Origin of the sequence: Paenibacillus sp. FSL K6-1122, assembly GCF_037977015.1 — a bacterium.
GTDB lineage: Bacteria > Bacillota > Bacilli > Paenibacillales > Paenibacillaceae > Paenibacillus > Paenibacillus amylolyticus.
Map to the genome: position 1 here is coordinate 4316012 of NZ_CP150272.1, position 22423 is coordinate 4338434.

Genomic DNA, 22423 nt, shown 5'->3' on the forward strand with positions numbered 1-22423 from the left:
TACACATTGGTATTTAATTATTTGGATAACGAAAGTAAGTTACATTCCATACCCTCTGAACTGAGGGTGGTCGGCATTGCCTGATTGAACAGTTACAATCCGATTAATGTATGCGCTTACTTCTTGAACTCATCATAGTACATCTGAACTACGTTTGCAACACTTATTTTTATTAATTTCACAAATACATTGGAGTGACCGAAAATGAAAAAAAGAGACCACTTCGAAAACATCAAAGTGGTCTCTATATAGCTTAACGTTCACATTAATAAAATACGCACTAAAGCAGAATTAACCTATAACCGTAACCAATTTATCCTTTTCTTGCACTTCACGACTTGTTGTAGCAACCACGTCCAAATAATCAGCCGTATTAGTTACAATAATCGGTGTTACGGTCTCATATCCCGCCTCAATAATGGCCTGCAGATCGAATTCAACGATCAGATCGCCAACACTCACACGATCCCCATCTTTCACATGTGCAGTGAAATGTTGACCTTTGAGCTGTACTGTATCCTGACCGATATGGATCAGAATCTCTACACCTTGATCATCTACAAGTCCAATTGCATGTTTGGTACGGTAAATCGTCTGTACCACACCATTAATCGGGGATACAACTCTCCCACTGGTTGGGCGAATAGCAATCCCTTTACCCATATGTTCACCAGCAAATGTAGCATCATTAATTTCTTGCAAAGGAACCACCTCACCCGTCATCGGGCTGGCAATTTCGTAGCGATTGTTTGGATTAGGCTCAAGTGCAGCCTTCTCTTCTTTTACTGGCTCTGGAGCCTGTTTGGCAGCCTCTGGATTAGCAGGATCTTTGAATCCTACAAAATAAACGAGAACAAAACCTAGTACAAAAGCAATGATAGTGGCAATCATGGCCATCCAGAATTCATAGTTGATCCCCTCTGTGGGACTAATCAGCGCTGGAACACCAAAGATTCCTGAAGCAAATACAAACATTTTGGAACCTGCAAATCCAATAATACCACCAGCGGTTGCAGAAGCAATACAACTCATAATAAATGGTTTTTTCAATGGCAAAGTAAGGCCATAAATAGCAGGCTCAGTTACACCAAAAATCCCGGACACAAAGGCAGGAACACCCAGTGATTTGAGTTTGGTATTTTTCGTTTTAAGCATAACGCCAAGAACGGCACCAATCTGAGCAAAGGAAGCAGCAAACATCATGGCCAGAATCGGATCTGCTTTCAGTGTAGACAGATTGAGCAACATGATTGGTACGATACCCCAGTGTAACCCGAAGATCACCAATACTTGCCACAATCCACCAACAACAACACCGGTTACCAACGGACTCAAGTCATAGATGCCCGATACCCCGGCACCAATCAGTTGACTTGCCCATGTCGCGATTGGACCAATCAAGAGGAATGTTACAGGGACAACAATCAGAATTGTAAAGAATGGCGTGAGGAACGTTCTCACAACAGATGGAATGATCTTTTTGAAGAACGCTTCAACCTTTGCTCCAAAATAAGCAGCAATAATAATCGGAATGACGGATGAGGAATAACTCATCAAGATAACGGGAATACCCAGGAACGTGATATGAATCGGTGATTCGAACAATGTGCCTGCAAACAGCGTATAGAGCGGTTCCCCACCACTAAGACCGGATAAGGTCGGATATACTAGTGATGCTCCGATGGCCATCCCGAGGAATGGAGATCCACCGAATTTTTTCATAGCTGTGTAACCCAGGAAGATTGGGAAGAAGTAGAACAGACAATCTCCTGCAGCATTCAACAATTGATATGTTCCTGAAGCCGGGTCCAACCATTCAAGAGAAGTAAACATGGACAGGAAACCTTTGATCATCCCTGTTGCAGCTAGCAATCCGAGAATGGGTGTAAATACACCTGAGATCAAGTCGATAAACTGACCCAGAAGACTCTCTTTTTTACCGGAAGATTCTGAATCATCACTTGAGACCGGTTCATCCGTATTCATATTACCCACCTGTAACAAGGCTTTATAGACATCAGACACTTCGTTACCCACAACGACCTGGTATTGCCCCCCACTTTGCATTACCGTTATAACTCCAGGTAAATTTTTGAGTTCGTCTGTTTTGGCATTATTGTCATTTTTTAATTTGAAACGAAGTCTGGTCGCGCAGTGCACCACGCTGTTAATGTTCTGTTTTCCACCAACACCTGACAGAATGTCCTTGGCTAATTGTTCGTGTTTCATGAAGTCTTTTCTTCCTTTCTGGCTAGACACGGATTCGGAGCATATTGGAGAGAATAAAAAAACCTGAACATCTGAATGTATGGAACATCCGGTTAACGGTATGTTCTGTCATTCAAGCGTTCAGGTTTTGCCCTTGTGGTTGCAACCCTGCAAGCTGATCTATGGGATTATTCAGAAGTTGCATTCACAACTCTCTCAATATGGATCGTTAAGTACATTAATTCTTCGTCAGTTAGTTGATACGTGTAGTTGCTTTCAATGAATTTCTTAATTTTCTCCGAGCACTTGTGTGCTGCCGGATACTTTTTCTGAATCATCAGGAACAGTTCATCATCGTTGTTGCTCTTGTAATGTTTTCCCTTCACCAAACGTTGGGCGAAAAACTTCAAATGCGTCACAAAGCGATAAAATGTCAGTGAGTTCTCATCAAAATCAATCTTGAAATGATACTTGATGATTGTCAAGATTTCCTGCATGACCTGCGTCATACTCTTGATGTTGGGCATTTCCTCGTTCAAAGCTGCATTGACAAAGTGAAGTGCCATAAAACCGGCTTCGTCCTCGGGCAAGATCACACCAAACTGATCACAGATCATATTGAGCGCTTCCATTCCGACTTCATATTCCTCTTTGTATAACTGCTTTGTCTCCCAGATTAAACCGTTGCGTATGGGCAGATTCTTGCGATACCGCTCAATGGCAAAGTGAATATGGTCTGTGAGATGTAAGTAAATGCTCTCATTTAATTTCTTGCCAAGTTTTAATTTGGCGTAAGCGATGATTTCCTCGGATACTTTCATGTATTCCAGAGGAATGCTTGAGATTAATGCCTTGAAGTTTTCCTGAATATCTTCATTCTGTAAAGTAAATATCTTGTCGATATGCTGCTCGGAAACCATATCACCCGCCCGCTTCTGATAAGCAATCCCCCGGCCAATGATAATAACTTCCTGTTCGTCATTCATTGCAACTACAGCATTATTGTTCAGCACCTTCTCGATTTTCACTTTATCACTCCAATATACAGAAAAAGACAAACCAATCCCTTTTCTCAAGGTATACGGCTTTGCCTGATTCAACAGTTACAACCCGATATGTTGTACGCGCTTCCCTCATAATATTACATATTTCTACACAGTGCAACAAAAAGTTAATATCGAATTAGCATGACTCCTGATCTAGGTAAATATACTCACAGGAGTGAGCAAATCAAGAATTATTTTACAGGGATTCACGGTTTATTGTTTTTGTTGTCTTTCTCCAGTTCCGCTTCAATCCTTCGATTAATCATGTTCATTTCTTCTGAATCCAAACGATCAACTTGAGTGTATTCTTTATCCAACTCGTACTCTTGCGCCTCGCCTTTGTTCATTAGGCCCAGATGATTCTTGATATCCCGGATATCTTCACGCATATGCATCGTCTGGCGGTATTGGTCTACAACAAGCGCAAAAATAATGCCCCCGGCCAAAATCGGACCGAATGGGATCAGATAACATAAAACAAGTCCTATGAGCAAAAATAAAACAAAGTACATGATGTAATGCCCCTCTCATATAATGTATCTTCTCTGCTAAGATAAACGTTTCATAGATTACAAATTAAATCGTTCCTGAATTAACTGTGCCACTTCATCCGGGCTCTTGTGCGTGTTATCAATCCTTATGTAGTGCTCATGCATGATTTCTCCCGGTTCCGAATTCAATCGATATAGCTTCATCGTATCTAGCAAATCTCGCTCAGACCACGCAATGTCACGCTTTGTTGGTTTATGTAACAGACGATGCGGACTTTTATTGCGCTCTAGTCTTTCCGATGCATCAGCCTCCAGTTCCACATAACAGACCTGTCCTCCATTAGATTCGAATAACTCGCTGATTTGACGAATGTACTCTCCGTCTTGCTTCAGGTCAAAAGCCCATACAAATGTAAAAATCAGACCCGGCAAATCACTCTTTGCCACTTCTTCAAAAATCTCCTGCCGGAACAGACTCACCAGTCTTTTGCCTTGTGGTGTGCCATAGCTGAAGAAAGGAGACACCAATTCAATGGTCATGTGGTTATGAAACAATTTTAGCTTTGTTATCTTCTCCAGTTCTTGCCCCACCGTCATTTTGCCCACAGCCTGTGGGCCAAAAATAATCACTAATTTCATTTTCGATCACTCCTGACAAGGTAGTGTTCATTCCATTAATTCAATTTTATGGACATTAAACTCTATAATACCTTCATTAGGGCAAATAAAAAAGAGGTTTCAAGTGATTCCCTCAACGCGTGAGGGCTTGAAAACTCTTATCTTTAATTAAATATATTTATTCTAACTTAACGTCCAATCAGTACCCATCCCCACTTCATCCGGCGCAATCCCATTGCGCAGATCCATGAGATCAGGAGCGCCACAACATAAGATAGAATGATGCCCACACTGAAGTGCCGAGCCAGGTCATCTGTGAATTCACGTCTCCAGAAGAGCAGTACAAGTGGGTGCATTAAAAATACACCGAACGCAACTGTACCCAAGGAGTCCAGAATACGCGTAGCTTTTCGAACCTCGGTATGTTTTCCTGTGCCGATTCGTTCACTAAAAATCAGCAGGAGCAGGCAGGCTGACAAGGTAAACAGATTTCGGAACAGGAACAGCACGGTATAGGTAATAACCGGGTATGCAGCAAAAGTGGTTTTGATATAAGCATTACCATATATAAAAATGGCACCTCCACCTAACAACGCAGCTATGAGCACATAACGGTGAGTATACAGTTTGTTCAATGCCCACTCAAAGTTCAACCCAACCCATGCGCCAAATCCAATCACGATCAGATAACTGGGTAACAAACTTCCTGTCCGTTCGAAGTGAAACTGCAAATGTAGAGCATAGAAGATCGCTTGGCCCGCAATAAAAAATAATGGCAAGTACCGATTAAACAAACGATGGCGTGTAAGGGACAGAAGCCATGGAAAAACGACATAGAATTGAAGAATAATCAGAAAAAAGTACAAGTGCGTATGAGCGGTTCCCATCACTAATTGTTTGGCAAATTGAACACTATGGGTCAAAGGTTCTTTGCCCGCAAGCAACTGTTTAATGGCAAAATAGATAAGGGACCACACCACATAGGGAACAAATACATTAAATAAACGCTTCTTATAAAAAGCGAGCATCCAACCTTTCTCATTCACCTTGGAGCTGTAGTTGTAGAACAAGACCAGGGATGACAGGAACAGAAACGCTGGAACGGCAAATTGCAAAAACGTGTTCCAGAAGTAATACACATCATGATCTAATGTATGCTTGGGGTAATGCGCAACTGCTGTTGAAGTTGCATGAATTGCTACCACTGCCATGATGGCAAAAGCACGAAAGAGATCCAGATACTCAATTCGCCGGGGCCGATTAACCGGTTGATTCATAAAGATAACCTCACTTGTGCCTGATATGGGATGATAGTTTCCGGCCGCAATCCAGATTCTATGCTTCATTTTAATCAGCACACGAGGGTAATACAATCATAATCCATATTATTTTCGTTTTATTTCATCATTATTCTGCATTATTCGACATTCTCTATCCAGAATCGTTCAACAACGTTGCCATTGGACTCCACATAGTCTTCATCCCGAATGCCACCATTTCGAAGGATAACCCTTCTGGAAGGCTCATTAACCGCATCACATACGACCAATACTTTGGAAATTCCAAGCTCTCTCGTTTTCTCCAAAGAAAGCCTGAGAATTTCGGAACCATAGCCATTGTGCCGCTCTCCTGGACGAATACCATATCCAATATGTCCTCCACTGTTGAACAATTTATCATTAAGCTCATGCCTTATATTCACAGCACCCACGATTTGTTGACTCTCCGTGACCAGCCAATATGTACTGTCTTTGACCCAGCCCTCCGGGATGTCGATCCCTTGTTCATTACGCTGCAAAAATGCCAACATCTCATCGAACGCATAAGGATCTTTGGAAATGATCCAAGGAACCATCAATTCTCCACTTCTGACCCAGTCTTCATAAAATGCCAAATACGCATCCTTATAGGCTTTTGATGGTTTAATTAATCTCACGTGTTCTTTCCCCATGATCATTACATCCTCCCAACAGATATTGATATTGCCACGTTCTCTCTTCCAAGACACGACGTTCTTGTTCTTCCATCAAAGAGTCATAAAAGATAGCTTTCACTGCATAGGTTGCGGCATGTACCGCATGGCCTTTGACATGGGCCGTTGCAGCTGCGTGTCCCGCCGCACGAGATGCAGCAGAGGCAGCGACATGATCGACTTCCCGTGCAGCAGCATGAGCTGCAAAAGCCGCCTTTCGTGCATCAACCATGGCAATCTCTCCACGGATCCAACCTCTTCCTGCATCAATGGCATCATGGGCGCGGAGATCCTCCGTCTTCTTCTCAAATATATACAAGACACGTGCCGCACACTCCGCAGCCCAACAGGCCAATGTATGGTGATTCTGTTGCTTAGCCAAATCCTCTATTTCGCGGCGCAAAGGCGCATCTTTGAATGCAGGTTTTGCCATGGTCATGCTCCTTTCATTGTTCAAACACTACAAATTTACTCTCAACAAGTTCGAAAAAGGACCTGCGTGTGTGCAGATCCTCTTCAAGTGTACATCTTACCACTTATTCTATCATTATACGGACTCTGTCAATGCAGCCTCCTGAACATCCCGATCCTTTTTCGCATCCGTGTCTTTGTACGTAAATTGGTAACTCCCAGATCCAAGTGTGACTTCAACATCGTCTCCAATGTTTTGAATATCCTGAACTCCACTTATCTGATCCAACGGTTTCCCTTGTTCCAGAACGATCTGTGCACCTGCTCCAGGAAGACGTACCGTCCCCCTCGTGTTGGTGGGAATATGCACCCTAATCTCCATTTCACCCTCCGCCAGCCGGTGCCAGCTTGAAGCAACTTGACCATACATCGTCTCCAGACTCGCTTCCACCCAATCCAGTCCAGGTCCGGGTTGCGGCTCGATATGCACCATTCGGAATCCTGGCTGATGTTCATCGGACCGAATGCCGGCAACGTAACGATACAACCATTCTCCAATCGCTCCGTACGCATAGTGGTTAAATGAGTTCATATCAGCACTCCAGAGACTGCCATCCTCTTTGATCCCATCCCAATGTTCCCAGACGGTCGTTGCGCCTTGAGTCACCTGATATAGCCAGGACGGATAATCCTCTTGAAAAAGTAATGTATATGCCAGGTCGTGAAGACCTGCATCACTCAATACCGGATTCAGATAAGGTGTGCCTACGAAACCTGTAGTAAGATGATTGCCCGCCTCTTTCACGAGTTTCGCCAATTGATCAACAGCACGAGTTCGGGCAGTCGCGTCCAGCAGGTCAAATTGAAGCGCAAGAACATGTGCTGTTTGCGTAGGAACAGCAATTTTGCCGGCTGGAGTCACGAATTCATTTCTAAACGCATGAACAATGTTTGTGTGCAACTGCTTGTAATATTCAGCATCATCTGTCTTTCCAAGGACCTCAGCCGCTTTTTGAGTTAACGACACCGAATAGGCATAGAAGGCAGATGCCACATAATCCGTGTCCGTTGCGCCAACATAACTATCAGGCTTGGAGTCCAGTCCCAGCCAATCGCCAAAGTGGAATCCCGTGTTCCACAGATACGGATTGTCACCCTGCACATGAATATACTCGATCCACTGCTTCATACTCTCATATTGTTCGGCCAATAATCTGGCATCCCCATACATCTCATAGATGGTCCAAGGACAGATAACTGCTGCATCCCCCCAAGCGGCGGAAGAATGACTGGTGTCTCCCCACCCTTCTGAGGTGGAACCTCTCAGATCTGGAACGAAGAATGGAATACCTCCATCTTCTCCCTGATCCGCTTCCAGATCCCGCAGCCATTTGGTGAAGAAGGGAGCCGTATTCATCAGGTAGGAGGACGTGCGGACAAACATCTGTGCATCCCCGGTCCATCCGAGCCGTTCATCCCTCTGTGGACAGTCTGTCGGCACATCAAGGAAATTCCCCTTTTGCCCCCATAATATATTGTGATGCAGTTGGTTCACCAGCGGACTGGAGCATGAGAACTGACCTGTTTGCTCCATATTCGAGTGCAGTACGATTCCGGTGAATTCATCCAGACGAACGTGTTCCGGGAAGCCAACCAGCTTCACATAGCGGAACCCTTGGAACGTAAAATGCGGTTCAAATGATTCCACGCCACCCCCCTTGCACGTGTAGCGAATACACTGCTTGGCGGCGCGAAGATTATCGGTGTAAAAGTTGCCTTCATGATCCAATATCTCAGCATGGTGCAGCTCAACCGTCTGACCTGCTTCACCTTGAATGCTGAATCTCACCCATCCCACCATATTCTGCCCCATGTCTATTACACGATCTCCCTGTGGGGTTGTTAACAAAGCGATTGGCTGTAGCTGCTCGACTTGGGTGACGGGGACGTTCTCCTGCGCAACGATGATATCTTTGGGATGTTCCAGTACGTTCACGGGTAACCAATTCGTCTGAGATGAATCCGACCAGTCGGACTCCATTTGTGCATCATACGTCTCCCCCATATAGATGTCCGACATACGAATGGCACTAGGAGCAGCGGTCCAATCCCCATTGGATATAATACATTCCTCTGATCCATCTGCGTATTTCATATGCAGTTCCAGCAGCAATGCGGACGTTGAACCAAATATCTCCCGTTCTTTGTTCCAGCCAAGATATCCTCGGTACCAGCCATCTCCCAGATTAGCACCTAAAGTATTCTGTCCATCCTGAAGCAGGTGGGTAACATCATAGGTTTGATATTGTAATCGCTTACGATAAGAGGTCCAACCAGGTGTAAAATAATCTTCTCCTACTCTTGTGTTGTTCATATGCAACTCGTATAATCCAAGTGCTGTAACATATATGCGGGCAGAAGTAACAGGTTGTTTCACATTAAACTGCTTGCGCATACGCGGGCATGACGTATCTCCATCATCTGATGGTTGAGCTGTGATCCATTCTGCTTGCCACTTGTTATGACTATCCATAAGTCCCATCTCGAAATAAGCCGATTCGGACCAGCCCGAATCACTTCCTGCATCATCCCATGCCTGAATCCGGTAATAGTATCGCGTCTGTGGAGAAGGCTGAAAATGGTTTAATTCCACATGTATGGATTGATCCGTACTTATCTCGCCAGAATCCCATGCAATTCCATCAAAATCTTCCGTCAATGACAGCTGAATCTGGTAAGCGGATTGCATGCAGTTCCGACGATCGGATTGCAGCTGCCAGCTTAAACGCGGTGATTTGACATCAAGGCCTATCGGATTAATTCTATACTCACAGCGAAGGTGACTAACGTTGAACATTAGCAGATCGTCCTTTCCATCTTGGCTTCCCATTCGGGGTTACGATATAATTATATCGATCCTGTTGCCCTAAATACCCGGTAATCAGGACTATTTCATCCGGTGATTCAGCCATCTGTGCGAGGAGGTTGCTTGTGAATTCATCTGTACAACTCATGAAAAGTGAATACTTTCTGCATAATCATCTGCAACTTTTTGTCAATCGTTGCTCTGAAGATTTTGTCCTTCCTTTTCACGCACATGATTTTATTGAATATAGCTACGTTGCCGAAGGAAAGGGCTTTCATCATATCGGTGAAGATGTCATTCCGGTGACAAAGGGGATGCTGTTTGTCATTCCTGTCGGCGTTCCTCATGTCTTTCGTCCTGTGAGCACCAACGTAACCGAGCATCCGTTAATTATTTATAATTGCTTATTTAATGCTGAATTGATCCACACGCTGACAGCAATCATTCAGGAAAAAGAAATCATTCAACATCTGATGGATCTGGAACAAAATCAGGTTCCTTATATATCCGTTGTGGATCACAACGACCGGATTGAAGAACTAATGGTGAAGCTATATCGTGAATCCTCTGTTCAGGGGATCGGTTCGTCTACCATGTTATACACCTTGGTAAGCCAGTTGGTATTGATGACCTACAGACAACTTTATCAAAAGGAACATGATGAAGAGAATCATTCCACCGGTTTTGATTACATTCTTCATTATCTCAAACAACACGTAAGCACTCGTATTCGGATGTCTGATCTGGTACGTGTATCGGGCTTTAGCGAAAAACAGATTGGCCGAATGTTTCTGCGACATACCGGTCAGACCTTTAGCAGCTATCTGCAACACCTGCGTATGCAAAAAAGCTGCGAACTTCTAAAGAGTTCACAGCACAAAGTCAGTCTGATTGCAGAGCTGGTTGGATATCGGGATATGGATTCATTCTATGCTGCATTCAAAAAAATAACAGGTGAAACACCTCTCGCCTATCGCAAAAAATCCAGAGCATAGCACTCTGGACAATAAGATTTACTTTCAGACACCAACAACTTGTAACACTTCATCTATGTAAGCCTTGGCCTCTTTCCATGAAGACATCAACGGAAAGTTGTATTGCTCACGCTCCTGTATATTCCACGGATGTGGGATACAGATGACCTTTTTGCCGTCCTCATGCGCGGGGATCAGGTTATGTGCTCCATCATCAATGAGCAGATCGAAACCGAGCAAGTTTTTTCTTTTGCATGTAATAAACTGTTCTGCGGTTATAAAAGGCATATGCTGCTGAAGCCAGTTCCACTTCTCAACAACTGTTCTTGGTTCTGCTGCCGTCACAACAATAACATCATAAGCATCGTTCAGCTTTCGCATCTCATCTACAACATACTCGTCGTATAACTCCAATTCCTCGAACAGACCCGGCCGACCATAAAATACATCATGCGTGCTCTCTGGATGACGCAAATGGGATGTATCCCAATGAATCATATCCTCGTAGCGCAACGGATGGGTCGGGAAGTTGAGGTTGTTGTGATATATAGCCCGCTTGACCAGATGACATATCGTGTCATCCATATCTACAGCAATAATAGGCTTCTTCATGGTTATCCCTCCCCCAATACGAACACAGTATACCATCCAGAATGTTATGTAGTCATCTTTTTTACCTTGAAATGCCAATAACGTTGATGAAAATTCTACCTGATTATATTAAAAAGGCGCCCCGGCGCCGTAATACCAGCTACGCCCGGGGTGCCTATATAGATTAATCTATTCCAAGTTCTCGCCATTCGAGGCAATGACTTTTTGGTACCAGCCAAAGCTCTTTTTCTTATACCGATTCAATGTGCCTTGTCCGTTGTCATCCTGATCCACGTAGATCACGCCATAACGTTTGGACATTTCCGAAGTGGATGCACTGATGATATCAATCGCTCCCCAGTTGGTATATCCCATCAGGTCCACTCCGTCCATAACGGCTTCTTTCATTTGTGTAATATGTTTTCTCAGATAATCAATCCGGTAATCATCGTTGATGGAACCGTCTGCTTCAACGGTATCTTTGGCACCAAGGCCGTTCTCTACCACAAACAATGGCAGTTGATAACGGTCATACAGCTCTTTCAGTGCAACGCGCAGGCCGATCGGATCAAGCTGCCAGCCCCACTCTGTACGCTCCAGATTCGGGTTCTTAATTGTACTGTACAGGTTACCTCCAGTTACTCCATATTCCTCTGGGTTCACTGCGGACACCAAGGATGTGTAATAACTGAACGAGATGAAATCAACCGTGTGCTCACGCAGGATCTGCTCGTCCCCAGGTTCCATGGCAATCGTAATCCCGTTCTCTGCCCAATACCGAGCCATGAACGTTGGATAACTACCACGAACTTGTACATCCGTATGCAACAGGTTCAGCTGATTATCGATCTGTGCTTGCAGCACATCCTCTGGCTTCGATGTCGCCGGGTAGTGAATCATACGCGCAAGCATACATCCGATCTGGAAGTTCGGGTTAATCTGACGTGCTTTCTCTGTCACCAGGCTGCTGGCTACAAATTGATGATGAAGTGCCTGATAAGAAGCCTGCATCGTGTTCTCAACCCGGTCTTCAATAATACCGCCACCTGTGAACGGTTCAATAATGGTTGTATTAATCTCATTAAACGTCAACCAGTATTTTACCTTGTCCTTGTATCGATTCATCACGGTTTCCGCATATCTCACAAAGTGTCCAATCACTTCGCGGCCAGCCCAGCCGTTATATTTGAGGACAAGCGCCATAGGCATCTCATAATGCGAGAGTGTTACAAGCGGTTCAATATCGTATTTACGGAGTTCATCGAACACTTCGTCATAGAAACGCAATCCCTCTTCATTTGGCTCGGCATCATAACCATTCGGGAAAATACGCGGCCAGTTGATGGACAGACGGAATGTCTTGAAGCCCAGCTCGGCGAACAGCGCAATATCCTCTTTGAAACGGTGATAAAAATCAATCCCGTAGCGCTTCGGATAACCTTCTGCACTATGATGTGCCATTGCTTTCTCAACCGTTGCACTGGTAACATGCATCAGTTCTCTAAGGTTGGTGTAGTCCTTTTTCTCAAAATAAGGAACCATGTCGGCTGTCGACCATCCTTTGCCGCCAGCGTCAAATCCACCTTCAGCCTGGTTAGCGGCAATAGCGCCGCCCCATAGAAAACCTTCCGGAAACCCTTGTCGATTAATCATTCGTATCTCTCCTTCTTTTGTTGATATTGTTAGTCCTAAGACGGACAGTTTAGATCTCAGCTTTCAAGACGTCTTCACCCATCGTGATTTCGCCCAATTTCACAGGTAGAACCTGCTTGTAATCAGCCGTATTGGTAACAACCATAGCGGTTGTGATGTCGTATTCTTTTGCAATCTCGGCCAGTTCAAACGTGAGTAACTTGTCTCCAGCCTGTACACGTGCTCCTGTAGCAACATGTGCATCAAAATACTGTCCACGCAGCTTCACCGTGTTAATTCCAACATGAATCAGCAATTCCATTCCGTTATCACTGCGGACAACGATCGCATGTTTTGTTTTGAACACATTCATGATGGTACCTGTCACAGGAGAAACCAATTCGCCCACCGTTGGAACAAATGCCACACCTTTACCCATCAACTCATCACCAAATGTTGGATCGTTGACTTCTTTGAGCGGGATGGATTTACCTGTCATCGGTGCAACAGCTACTACATCACTCGTTGGTGTTGGATCACCCATGTCGTCCACATTTACGGTTGCAGCATCGTTGGAAACATCTTTCGCTGGTGCTGTAGAAGCACCCGGTGAGAATTGAGCCAACGCCTCTGCGTCTCCTTCTTCTTCCTTGATACCAAATATCGTAGACATGATTGCACCCACGATAAAGGCCAAAATCATACCCCCAAAGGAATACCAGAAGGTTTGTCCGATCAGGGAAGGAAGTCCCGGGAGACCACCGTTACCCGCAAGCACATACGCTTTCGCGCCAAAAGCAAGGGCGAATCCGCCACCCACTGCACTACCAATCATGGCTGCGGCAAATGGTTTTTTGTATTTCATATTTACGCCGTACATAGCCGGCTCCGTTACACCCATGAGTGCGGTGAAGCTCGTTGACAATGCCACGGTTTTGAGTTTTTTATCTTTTGCCCGGAAGAATACGCCGAGTGTTGCACCAGCCTGACCCATATTGGAGATAAAGGTCAATGGCAAGAATTTATCAAAGCCCAGTGTAGCGATATTACTCAGGATGATCGGCACAAGTGCATAGTGCATTCCTGTCATAATAATGAGCGCCATCGCGCCGCCAAGAACAATACCTGCAATCAATCCGCCTTCATTCAGCAGCCAGTTGATACCGCCAGACAATCCGCTACCTACAAATGTACCCAATGGACCGATCGCAATCAGCGTTACCGGAACCATAACAAGTAAGGTAATCAGCGGCACAAGCAGCAGCTTGAGCGCAGCAGGGATAACGCGGTCAACCCATTTCTCAACATAGGACATCAACCATACAGCGAGTAAAATCGGGATAACCGATGAAGCATAACTTACAGCCGTAACCGGGATTCCCAAAAATCCAACCGATTCACCGCTAGATAACAATGCTGTCATGTCTGGATACATGAGTGCCGTACCTAGTGCAATCGCGACAAACGGGTTACTGCCGAATTTACGAGCAGCGCTGACTGCAATCAGTAAAGGGAGGTAGTGGAATACGCCGTCACCAATTGCTGAAAGAATACGATACGTATCCGTTCCAGCAGACATCCAACCTACGGACACAAATAGTGCAAGTAATCCCTTGAGCATACCTGCCGCAGTAATCGCTGGAAGCATCGGGGCAAAGACACCTGCGATTGTTTCAAAAATTTTCAGCACGACATTTTGTTTTTTATCCGACTTTGGTTCTTTGTTTTCTGTACTTTGCTGGATTGCCGGATTTTCCTTCACCATGGCATCGAATACTTTTGCCACATCATTACCAATAATGACTTGGAATTGATCGCCGGAAATATTCGTTCCCATGACCTTATCCAGTTTCTTGAGTGAGCCGTTATCGACTTTCTCGTTGTCTTTCAGATCAAAGCGCAAACGTGTGACGCAGTGATAAACTGAGTTAATATTGTTTGTTCCCCCAACGGCTTTAATGATTTCCTGCGCCGTTTCCTGATGTTTCATGATGTTTTCCTCCTCATTTTTCCAATAAAAAATACCCGAACGAATCTAGCGCATATGGATGGCGCCATCTCATTCGGGTATTGCCTGATTGAACAGTAACAAGCCCATAGGATATCCAGTTGTAATTTGATTCTATTGCGTGGACTTCTCGTCCCGCTTGGTTTTCATCAAACGTTCCAGATGGAGCGTTAGATATAACTGCTCAGAGTGAGTCATGTCATACTGATAGTTCTTATGGATAAAAGTCTCGATCTTGCCAATACATTTGAATGTCTCCGGATAGTTTTTCCGAACCACTTCATATAAATACTCCTCAGCATCATCATGTGAAGAATGGGTAATGACACGCTGACAGAAATATTTCAAATGGGTGATGAAGCGGAAATAATTGACGCTATCTTCATCCAATTCGACGTTGAAGTGATATTTGATGATATTCATGATCTCCTGCAACAGCTGCATCAGATGGGTGACATCGTTCATGGAATCATTGACTTCCGCATTGATGAAATGCAAGGCAATATTACAGATTTCATCTTTGGGAAACTCAATATCCAGTCTTTCCTTCAGCAAGGTCAGTGCTTCTCTGGCCACATCGTACTCCGCCTTATAGAAGTGCTGAACTTCCCAAGAAAGTGGATTACGAGTAATCATTCCTTTTTCCAAGCGTTGAACAGCAAAGTGAATGTGATCAGACAGCGAGACATAGATCCCGTCACTGATGGTTTTGTTCAATTGCGTTCGTGCCAGTGTCACAATATCATCTGTTGCCTGCAGAATCTCAATCGGCACTTCAGCTACGATGGATTTGAATTTCTCATAAATCGATGCATCCTGAAGACGAAATACCTTCTCAATCCGCTCTTCATCAATCTCATCGCCTGCTTTGAACTTAAATCCGATTCCCCGGCCGAGGATCAGTAGTTCCTGATTTTTGTCATCCACGGTACTGACAATATTGTTATTAAATATCTGTTTAATAATCATTATGGACCCACCTGGTTTTTTTTGAGGAATAAAAAAGGGCAAAACCAAAACAGAAATAATAAAATCATTTCCATAGTGGTTTTGCCCGCATTACCGGTAACAAGCCTCAGATATAATTTATCATAACCTGAAAACGGTGTCAACCCAAAAATAATACCGCTCTATTCCACTTTTTTAGATCATATGAAACATTTACCTTTTATGTTATGTTGAAATGCGATATACCCTTTGATATCTAATAATATGACCCAAACTAATCAGGAGGATTCACTTTGAAAAAAATCACTTCATTTACCGCCGTCATTGCTGCCATCTCGCTATTGTTATCAGCGCCGCCCACCTTGGCCGCAAAATCCAATGAACTCTCGTTAATAGAGAATTACATGTCCGCTGACCAGCTGGATCGGAAGACACAACAACTTTTGAGTGATGAACTAGTTAAACTCGTGGGGAAACAGAACATTCAATTCATCAAAATAGACACATCATTTGATCCGTGGGTCATTAACGGAACTATAGATGGAACTGGATTCGCAGATTTCACACAAAGATACGATCCTGATACAAATCATGTCGCGTCCACCCTTATCATGTATGATACCGCTGATCTCAATAAAGTCATGGATAATGCGCTGCGCCTGAAGCTTGATGCCTTCTTAAAAACATTTGAGGATGAAGATATCTTCATTAAAAGTGGTTTTTGGCGTTTCAAAGCCAATGATCAGGACCATGGACATTTACTCCAAAACTACTGGGTCATCTTTGGACCAAGTCAACAACTTTACATCGATGTGGACAAAGATAATCAAATGTCGGCAATTCTGCAATATAAAATCGATGATTCCTATGCCTGGATGACAAACATAGCACGAAATTCACTCAAAACACTTGGAATACCCTCAGTAAAAGCTTTTGATTACACCTTATTTACCGTAGAAGGAAAAGATATGTTATGGCAGTATAGGGATGACGACAATCTAAATTACGTACATATCGGCAGCAAGACCGGAAAGGTATGGAAAGTCACCAACGAATTAGGTATCGACTGGAAAAATGATGCTGATTTCAAAAAGTCTTTTGCTAAGCCCAAGCTCAGCAAAAACAAAGCACTATCTATCGCTGTACCTACAGTCAGATCTATATTTGGTATTGAGCTAAAAGGTTATTCCGTTCGTATCCAAGAGAACGAGTACACCTTCACGAAAAAAGGAGCCACGACGCTTATCGGTAAAATCAATACAAAAGGCGCATTTTATTCGTTTGAAGCCATTCCTTCAAAAGGGGTAAGAAACTAATTTACATAATAAAAAAACAGGCGGCTTGAAGCTCCGATTTCCGGGCATCGAGCCGTCTTATGTTAATATAAACTCCTTAATCAATCAGCATTCATCTAAATTTGCATAAGAAATACTCCGCGTTATGACGACAGTCGATTTGAGCTTGTCATCATACAGCGGAGCCAGTATCATCAATCTATGCTTGACGTGCTTATAAGGAGCCCTTCTCTCGAAGGCCTTTCATCATTGCTGGAAGGTCACATTAATCTGTACAATCTCCGAACGACTACTAGTACGAATTGGAGGTCCCCAGAATCCAAATCCTGACGTTACGATGGAGTGCATGGAGCCCTTTTGCAGATAACCCCAATCATTCTCGTAGATCGCTTGTGTAATGAACTGAGCCGGGGCAATCTGTCCACGGTGGGTGTGACCGGATACGACCAGATCTACATTGTTCTGCTCCGCAATATCCAGATCATACGGCTGGTGATCCATCATAAGTACAGGTTGGCTCAAGTCAGTACCTTGCATTAAAGTAGCTACTTCTGCACGATCCTTCTCTGTACGATCTTTCCGTCCAATGAGGGTGATCTTGTCATCCAGGACAATCTTGTCATCGTACAAAACTTGCATGTTGCTCTTCTCCAGCGCAGCAATCAGATCTTCAATCGGACCATCGAACTTATCGTGATTACCGAGTGAAGCATAGACGCCGTATGGAGCCTGAATGTCACTGATAATATCGGCAATTCCGCTATTGAGGTACATATCCAGATTGTCATCAATAATATCTCCAGGATACAGCACCAGATCCGGCTTCAGTGCATTAATTTCCTCCACCATGCGTTTGGCATGTGCAGGGCCAGATAGAAGTCCGAAGTGCATATCGGCAGCCATGACAATGTTGAGCTTGTCTACACCTTCTACTTTTTTATCAATCTGGATATTATATATTCTGACTACAGGGCTGTAAGCGTTGAAAATTCCGTAACCCAATGTGGACACTAACAGCACCAGCGTAACAACTCCCGCCCATTTCTGTGTGTGATGTCTTGGAATACGGGTTAATCTCAGCAACCACATCGTGAGGTGAACGACGGGCAGGATCAACAATAACAACGAGAAGATTGCCAGCCAGTAAGAACCGATGATACCAAGGAACGAAATGCTTCCAAATAATCGTGCCAAAATGAAGGAAACGGCAAGGAATACAAGCGCTATAATATAGAACCATCGAAATCTGGCGGACACAACTGGTTTCATCCAACTCCAACCGCTCCAACCTATGTAGAACACTAATAAACCGTATACGACCAAAAACAATATACCTGCTAATACAAACATGCCCGGTCTAACCTCCACGTCAATAAGTTGTATTCTGAATTTTCATCACAGACACAAGTCCGTCTGAACAAGTATAACGTAGTTGAAGGGTCAGTTCATCTGTTTGCCAAACCCAGATTCGTACATTTTATTACAATTTGATGATATTCAAATTCGAACCATTAACGAGAAAAAGCATTCCCGCTGCCGCCCTGAATAGCTAAATTCAAGGGCAACTGCAGGAATGCTATATTTTCGGAACTAAAATTACTCGTTTGTGTCCATCCACTGGAAGTGGAATGAACCTTCTTTGTCCACACGTTTGAATGTGTGAGCACCGAAGTAGTCACGTTGAGCTTGCAGCAAGTTTGCTGGCAAACGCTCTGTACGGTAGCTGTCGTAGTAAGACAGTGCGCTGGAGAATCCAGGTACTGGAATACCTTGTTTTACAGCAGCCGCTATAACTTCACGCCATGCACCTTGATAAGATTCAACGATGTTTTGGAAGTAAGGATCCAAGAGCAGGTTTTTGAGTTCTGCATCTTTGTCATATGCTTCTTTAATGTTTTGCAAGAACTGCGAACGGATGATGCAACCACCACGGAAGATCATGGCAATGTTACCGTATTTCAGATCCCAGCCGTATTCATCGGAAGCTGCACGCATTTGTGCAAATCCTTGTGCATAGGATACGATTTTACTTGCAAACAATGCTTTACGCACGTTCTCGATGAACGCTTTTTTGTCGCCGGAGAACGCTTCAGTCGCTGGTCCATTCAGGATTTTGCTAGCTGCTACACGCTCGTCCTTCATCGCAGAGAGGAAACGGGAGAATACGGATTCCGTAATCATGGACAATGGAACGCCGAGATCCAGCGCACTTTGGCTTGTCCATTTACCTGTTCCTTTTTGTCCAGCCGCGTCCAGAATAACGTCAACCATTGGTTTGCCTGTTTCTGGATCGTATTTGGAGAAAATATCTGCCGTGATTTCGATCAGGTAGCTGTCCAGCTCCCCTTGATTCCACTCGGTGAAGATCTCATGCAGCTCTTCAACGGAAACGTTCAATACGGATTTGAGCAAGTGATAAGCTTCACCAATCAACTGCATATCTCCGTACTCGATACCGTTATGCACCATTTTCACATAGTGTCCGGCACCGTCTGGTCCGATATATGTGCTGCAAGCGTCATCGCCAACTTTGGCAGAGATCGCTGTAAGGATCGGTTCTACCAACTGATAAGCACTTTCCTGACCGCCTGGCATGATTGCCGGGCCTTTCAGTGCGCCTTCTTCACCACCGGATACACCTGCTCCGATGAAGCGGAAACCTTTTTCTTCCAGTTCTTTACTGCGACGTTGTGTGTCAGGGAAGTAAGCATTACCTCCATCGATAATAATGTCGCCTTGATCCAGATGAGGAAGCAGTTGCTCGATCGTTGCATCTGTTGCTTTACCTGCTTGCACCATGATCAGAATTTTACGCGGAGACTCCAGGGATTCCACGAATTCTTCAATAGTGAACGCACCTGTCAGGTTTTTACCTTCTGCTTCTTTCAGAAGATCGTTCGTTTTCTCCGGGGAACGGTTAAATACCGATACCGAGAAACCTTTGCTTTCAATATTCAAAGCCAGGTTTTTACCCATTACTGCCAATCCAATAACACCAATCTGTTGTTTACTCATTATGTCCTCCCAATACTCCATTATTTATATAGTAAGTTGAAACGAATGAATGGTTATAGATTATTGTACTGTTTTTTTCCAGTCAGCTGCAAATTTGTCCATACCTTGATCTGTCAGCGGGTGTTTGGAGATCTGTTCAATGACGGAGAATGGAACAGTAGCAATATGTGCTCCAGCCATCGCTACACGTGTAACGTGATCCGGATGTCTTACAGAAGCCGCAATAATCTGTGCATCCAGGTTATGTGTACGGAACAATTCAGCAATTTTGGTAACCAATTGTACGCCATCCTCAGAGATATCATCAAGACGTCCCAGGAATGGGGATACATATGTCGCACCAGCACGAGCAGCCAGAAGCGCCTGGTTCACAGTGAAGATCAACGTTACGTTGGTTTTCACACCTTTTTTGGTCAAGTAACGGCAAGCTTCAAGTCCTGCTAGTGTCATCGGCAATTTGATCGTGATGTTTTTGTCGCTGTTGTTAATTTTGATCAACTCGTCTGCTTGCGCGATCATTTCTTCAGCAGTAAGGGCATCTGGTGTCACTTCCGCAGAAACGGACTCCACTTCAGGTACCAAACGCAAGATTTCTTCAATACGATCTTCGAATTTCACGCCTTCTTTGGCTACCAAAGATGGGTTTGTTGTTACGCCAGACAATACGCCGATTTTGTATGCTTTTTGGATATCTTCCACGTTAGCTGTATCGATAAAAAATTTCATGATTAAATTACCTCCAGATATATTTTTTATTTTGGTTTAGAGATTCGCATTAACCGCCAAGGGTATGCTATTTGTAACTACAGACTCCTGATCCGCCGGCTCATCAAACCACCAGTGGTGACCTTCTTCTTCAAGCATAACATCTGATTCAACCGGTCCATAGCTACCCGCAGGATACAGGTGAAGTGGCAACAGATTTTCCTGGAATGCATCCAGAATTGGCTGCACCCATGCCCATGACAATTCTACTTCATCCCAGTGGGCAAAGAAGGTTGGATCACCCAGCAAAGCATCACGAATCAGATTCTCATAAGCTTCCGCAAGGTCACCTTTGTCCGGAGAAAGATCAATATGAACCGGCTTGAATTCACCTTTATTCTCAGGATCACTTGCATTCAGTTGCAATGTCATGCTCTGATCCGGACTCATCTCAATGACAAGCAGGTTTGGCTTGGAACCCTTGTTTTTCAGCACATTAGTCTGTCCTGAAGGTTCTTTGAATTCAATCACGATACGTGTTGATTTCTCCTTCATTCTTTTACCCGTGCGAATGTAAAACGGAACACCACGCCAGAAGAAATCATCAATTTGCAATTTGGCAGCAATGAATGTGTCATTCATCGTATTCTCGGCTACACCCGGTTCAGCAGTATACGCATTTACCGGTTTACCTTGAATGTTGCCTTCTGCATACTGTCCACGGATGATGTTTGCGCCCACAGTTTGTTTTTGTAACGGCTGGATCGATTCCATAATGTGTTTTTTCTTCAATCCAACTTTTTCGGAAGTACTGTTGTATGGAAGCTGGATCGCCATCATCATGAGCAATTGCAACATATGATTCTGGAACATGTCTCGCACTGCACCAACATGATCATAATAGGATGCACGTTCTTCGACACCTACAGTCTCATTCGCCGTAATTTGCACATTGGAGATGTAACGGTTGTTCCATAACGCCTTCATGATTGGGTTACTCTGATGCAACGTCTCCAGACGCTGTACCATCGGTTTGCCCAAATAGTGGTCAATCCGATAAATCTCTTCCTCCGTGAACGATTCGCTTAATTTGCGATTAAGGTCTCTCGCAGACTGTAGATCGTGACCAAATGGCTTCTCGATAACGAGGCGTTTCCATCCCTCTGTGGAACCCAGTCCACTTTCTTGAATGTTCTCGGCAATCGGTTCAAAAAATTCCGGACCAACCGAGAGATAAAACAAGCGATTGGACGGAATGCCAAGTTCAGCTTCTCTTTGTTCAACTAATCCCAACAGCTTTATATAATCTTCCTTATGGCTTATATTCAATACACTGTAGCGGAAAGCTTTCACAAATGACTTCACAACTTCAGGATCAGCTTGGCGTCTGGAAAATTCATTTAATGATTTTTCCACTTGTGCCTGAAAGAATTCATCAGACCAATCTCTACGCCCCAGACCAATCAATGAGAAGGTTTCAGGAAGCTTCTGCTCAAGATATAAGTTATATAAGGCAGGATATATTTTTCTTTTGGCTAAATCGCCAGTTGCACCAAATAAAACAATGGTAGTTGGTTCCATCTTACCGTTCTCCTTCCAAGTAACTCTGGTTTCTTTGTTGTAGTTACACTATAATACGTTTT

General features: G+C 44.0%; 18 protein-coding genes. 2 read left to right on the forward strand and 16 right to left on the reverse strand.

The window, feature by feature from the left end:
- Positions 1 to 291: 291 nt before the first annotated feature.
- From NSQ20_RS19360 to NSQ20_RS19395, 8 genes are all read right to left on the reverse strand, one after another.
- On the reverse strand, positions 292 to 2229 hold the full coding sequence (locus tag NSQ20_RS19360) for a beta-glucoside-specific PTS transporter subunit IIABC (RefSeq protein WP_340030625.1): 1938 nt from the start codon (positions 2227 to 2229) through the stop codon (positions 292 to 294).
- Between the two features lie 167 nt (positions 2230 to 2396).
- A complete protein-coding gene (locus NSQ20_RS19365) occupies positions 2397 to 3236 on the reverse strand; it encodes a PRD domain-containing protein (protein ID WP_036613486.1) in 840 nt (279 codons plus the stop codon).
- A 224-nt stretch (positions 3237 to 3460) separates the two neighbouring features.
- Positions 3461 to 3766, reverse strand: coding sequence for a hypothetical protein (locus NSQ20_RS19370; RefSeq protein ID WP_340030626.1), 306 nt, complete (start codon positions 3764 to 3766; stop codon positions 3461 to 3463).
- A gap of 57 nt (positions 3767 to 3823) precedes the next feature.
- Positions 3824 to 4384, reverse strand: a complete 561-nt coding sequence (locus NSQ20_RS19375; RefSeq protein ID WP_340030627.1) for an AAA family ATPase — start codon at positions 4382 to 4384, stop codon at positions 3824 to 3826.
- Positions 4385 to 4551: 167 nt separating this feature from the next.
- Complete coding sequence (locus NSQ20_RS19380; protein WP_340030628.1) at positions 4552 to 5640, reverse strand: acyltransferase; 1089 nt, start codon at positions 5638 to 5640, stop codon at positions 4552 to 4554.
- Positions 5641 to 5780: 140 nt separating this feature from the next.
- Positions 5781 to 6320, reverse strand: coding sequence for a GNAT family N-acetyltransferase (locus NSQ20_RS19385; RefSeq protein ID WP_340017730.1), 540 nt, complete (start codon positions 6318 to 6320; stop codon positions 5781 to 5783).
- The gene (locus NSQ20_RS19390; RefSeq protein WP_340030630.1) at positions 6286 to 6768 is read right to left on the reverse strand and encodes a putative immunity protein; all 483 of its coding nucleotides are present in this window, start codon (positions 6766 to 6768) and stop codon (positions 6286 to 6288) included. The genes NSQ20_RS19385 and NSQ20_RS19390 overlap by 35 nt, the downstream gene beginning before the upstream one ends.
- A 114-nt stretch (positions 6769 to 6882) precedes the next feature.
- Positions 6883 to 9603 (reverse strand): family 78 glycoside hydrolase catalytic domain, encoded by a 2721-nt coding sequence (locus NSQ20_RS19395; RefSeq protein WP_340030631.1) that lies wholly within the window; start codon positions 9601 to 9603, stop codon positions 6883 to 6885.
- Between the two features lie 134 nt (positions 9604 to 9737).
- Here NSQ20_RS19395 and NSQ20_RS19400 point away from each other — a divergent pair, with 134 nt between their 5' ends.
- Entirely contained in the window at positions 9738 to 10607 is an 870-nt protein-coding gene (locus tag NSQ20_RS19400; protein WP_340030633.1) for an AraC family transcriptional regulator, read from the forward strand.
- Between the two features lie 24 nt (positions 10608 to 10631).
- On the opposite strand, the gene NSQ20_RS19405 is transcribed toward NSQ20_RS19400, so the two are convergent.
- The 4 genes from NSQ20_RS19405 to NSQ20_RS19420 all read right to left on the reverse strand — a co-directional run bounded on the left by NSQ20_RS19405 (position 10632) and on the right by NSQ20_RS19420 (position 15786).
- The gene (locus NSQ20_RS19405) at positions 10632 to 11198 is read right to left on the reverse strand and encodes a hypothetical protein (protein WP_253501119.1); all 567 of its coding nucleotides are present in this window, start codon (positions 11196 to 11198) and stop codon (positions 10632 to 10634) included.
- Positions 11199 to 11366: 168 nt separating this feature from the next.
- Entirely contained in the window at positions 11367 to 12830 is a 1464-nt protein-coding gene (gene ascB, locus NSQ20_RS19410) for a 6-phospho-beta-glucosidase (protein ID WP_017687861.1), read from the reverse strand.
- 49 nt (positions 12831 to 12879) lie between these two features.
- The gene (locus tag NSQ20_RS19415) at positions 12880 to 14799 is read right to left on the reverse strand and encodes a beta-glucoside-specific PTS transporter subunit IIABC (protein WP_340030634.1); all 1920 of its coding nucleotides are present in this window, start codon (positions 14797 to 14799) and stop codon (positions 12880 to 12882) included.
- A 132-nt stretch (positions 14800 to 14931) separates the two neighbouring features.
- Positions 14932 to 15786, reverse strand: a complete 855-nt coding sequence (locus NSQ20_RS19420) for a PRD domain-containing protein (protein WP_036613466.1) — start codon at positions 15784 to 15786, stop codon at positions 14932 to 14934.
- A gap of 272 nt (positions 15787 to 16058) precedes the next feature.
- Between NSQ20_RS19420 and NSQ20_RS19425 the strand changes: the two genes are divergently transcribed.
- A complete protein-coding gene (locus NSQ20_RS19425) occupies positions 16059 to 17081 on the forward strand; it encodes a hypothetical protein (RefSeq protein ID WP_340030635.1) in 1023 nt (340 codons plus the stop codon).
- A 225-nt stretch (positions 17082 to 17306) separates the two neighbouring features.
- Here the strand turns inward: NSQ20_RS19425 and NSQ20_RS19430 are convergent, their stop codons facing one another.
- From NSQ20_RS19430 to zwf, 4 genes are all read right to left on the reverse strand, one after another.
- On the reverse strand, positions 17307 to 18410 hold the full coding sequence (locus NSQ20_RS19430) for a metallophosphoesterase (RefSeq protein WP_340030636.1): 1104 nt from the start codon (positions 18408 to 18410) through the stop codon (positions 17307 to 17309).
- Between the two features lie 246 nt (positions 18411 to 18656).
- Positions 18657 to 20075 (reverse strand): NADP-dependent phosphogluconate dehydrogenase, encoded by a 1419-nt coding sequence (gene gndA / locus NSQ20_RS19435; RefSeq protein ID WP_036672842.1) that lies wholly within the window; start codon positions 20073 to 20075, stop codon positions 18657 to 18659.
- A 60-nt stretch (positions 20076 to 20135) separates the two neighbouring features.
- On the reverse strand, positions 20136 to 20801 hold the full coding sequence (gene fsa, locus NSQ20_RS19440) for a fructose-6-phosphate aldolase (protein ID WP_036613461.1): 666 nt from the start codon (positions 20799 to 20801) through the stop codon (positions 20136 to 20138).
- 36 nt (positions 20802 to 20837) lie between these two features.
- Positions 20838 to 22361 (reverse strand): glucose-6-phosphate dehydrogenase, encoded by a 1524-nt coding sequence (zwf, locus tag NSQ20_RS19445; RefSeq protein ID WP_036613459.1) that lies wholly within the window; start codon positions 22359 to 22361, stop codon positions 20838 to 20840.
- Positions 22362 to 22423: the final 62 nt, after the last annotated feature.

Bases quoted from the DNA above. Each gene is read 5' to 3' on its own strand.
- NSQ20_RS19415 (WP_340030634.1), bottom strand. From the start codon at position 14,799: ATGAAACATCAGGAAACGGCGCAGGAAATCATTAAAGCCGTTGGGGGA.
- NSQ20_RS19430 (WP_340030636.1), bottom strand. From the start codon at position 18,410: ATGTTTGTATTAGCAGGTATATTGTTTTTGGTCGTATACGGTTTATTA.
- zwf (WP_036613459.1), bottom strand. From the start codon at position 22,361: ATGGAACCAACTACCATTGTTTTATTTGGTGCAACTGGCGATTTAGCC.
- fsa (WP_036613461.1), bottom strand. From the start codon at position 20,801: ATGAAATTTTTTATCGATACAGCTAACGTGGAAGATATCCAAAAAGCA.
- NSQ20_RS19375 (WP_340030627.1), bottom strand. From the start codon at position 4,384: ATGAAATTAGTGATTATTTTTGGCCCACAGGCTGTGGGCAAAATGACG.
- NSQ20_RS19405 (WP_253501119.1), bottom strand. From the start codon at position 11,198: ATGAAGAAGCCTATTATTGCTGTAGATATGGATGACACGATATGTCAT.
- NSQ20_RS19390 (WP_340030630.1), bottom strand. From the start codon at position 6,768: ATGGCAAAACCTGCATTCAAAGATGCGCCTTTGCGCCGCGAAATAGAG.
- NSQ20_RS19360 (WP_340030625.1), bottom strand. From the start codon at position 2,229: ATGAAACACGAACAATTAGCCAAGGACATTCTGTCAGGTGTTGGTGGA.
- NSQ20_RS19380 (WP_340030628.1), bottom strand. From the start codon at position 5,640: ATGAATCAACCGGTTAATCGGCCCCGGCGAATTGAGTATCTGGATCTC.
- gndA (WP_036672842.1), bottom strand. From the start codon at position 20,075: ATGAGTAAACAACAGATTGGTGTTATTGGATTGGCAGTAATGGGTAAA.
- ascB (WP_017687861.1), bottom strand. From the start codon at position 12,830: ATGATTAATCGACAAGGGTTTCCGGAAGGTTTTCTATGGGGCGGCGCT.
- NSQ20_RS19370 (WP_340030626.1), bottom strand. From the start codon at position 3,766: ATGTACTTTGTTTTATTTTTGCTCATAGGACTTGTTTTATGTTATCTG.
- NSQ20_RS19420 (WP_036613466.1), bottom strand. From the start codon at position 15,786: ATGATTATTAAACAGATATTTAATAACAATATTGTCAGTACCGTGGAT.
- NSQ20_RS19395 (WP_340030631.1), bottom strand. From the start codon at position 9,603: ATGTTCAACGTTAGTCACCTTCGCTGTGAGTATAGAATTAATCCGATA.
- NSQ20_RS19385 (WP_340017730.1), bottom strand. From the start codon at position 6,320: ATGATCATGGGGAAAGAACACGTGAGATTAATTAAACCATCAAAAGCC.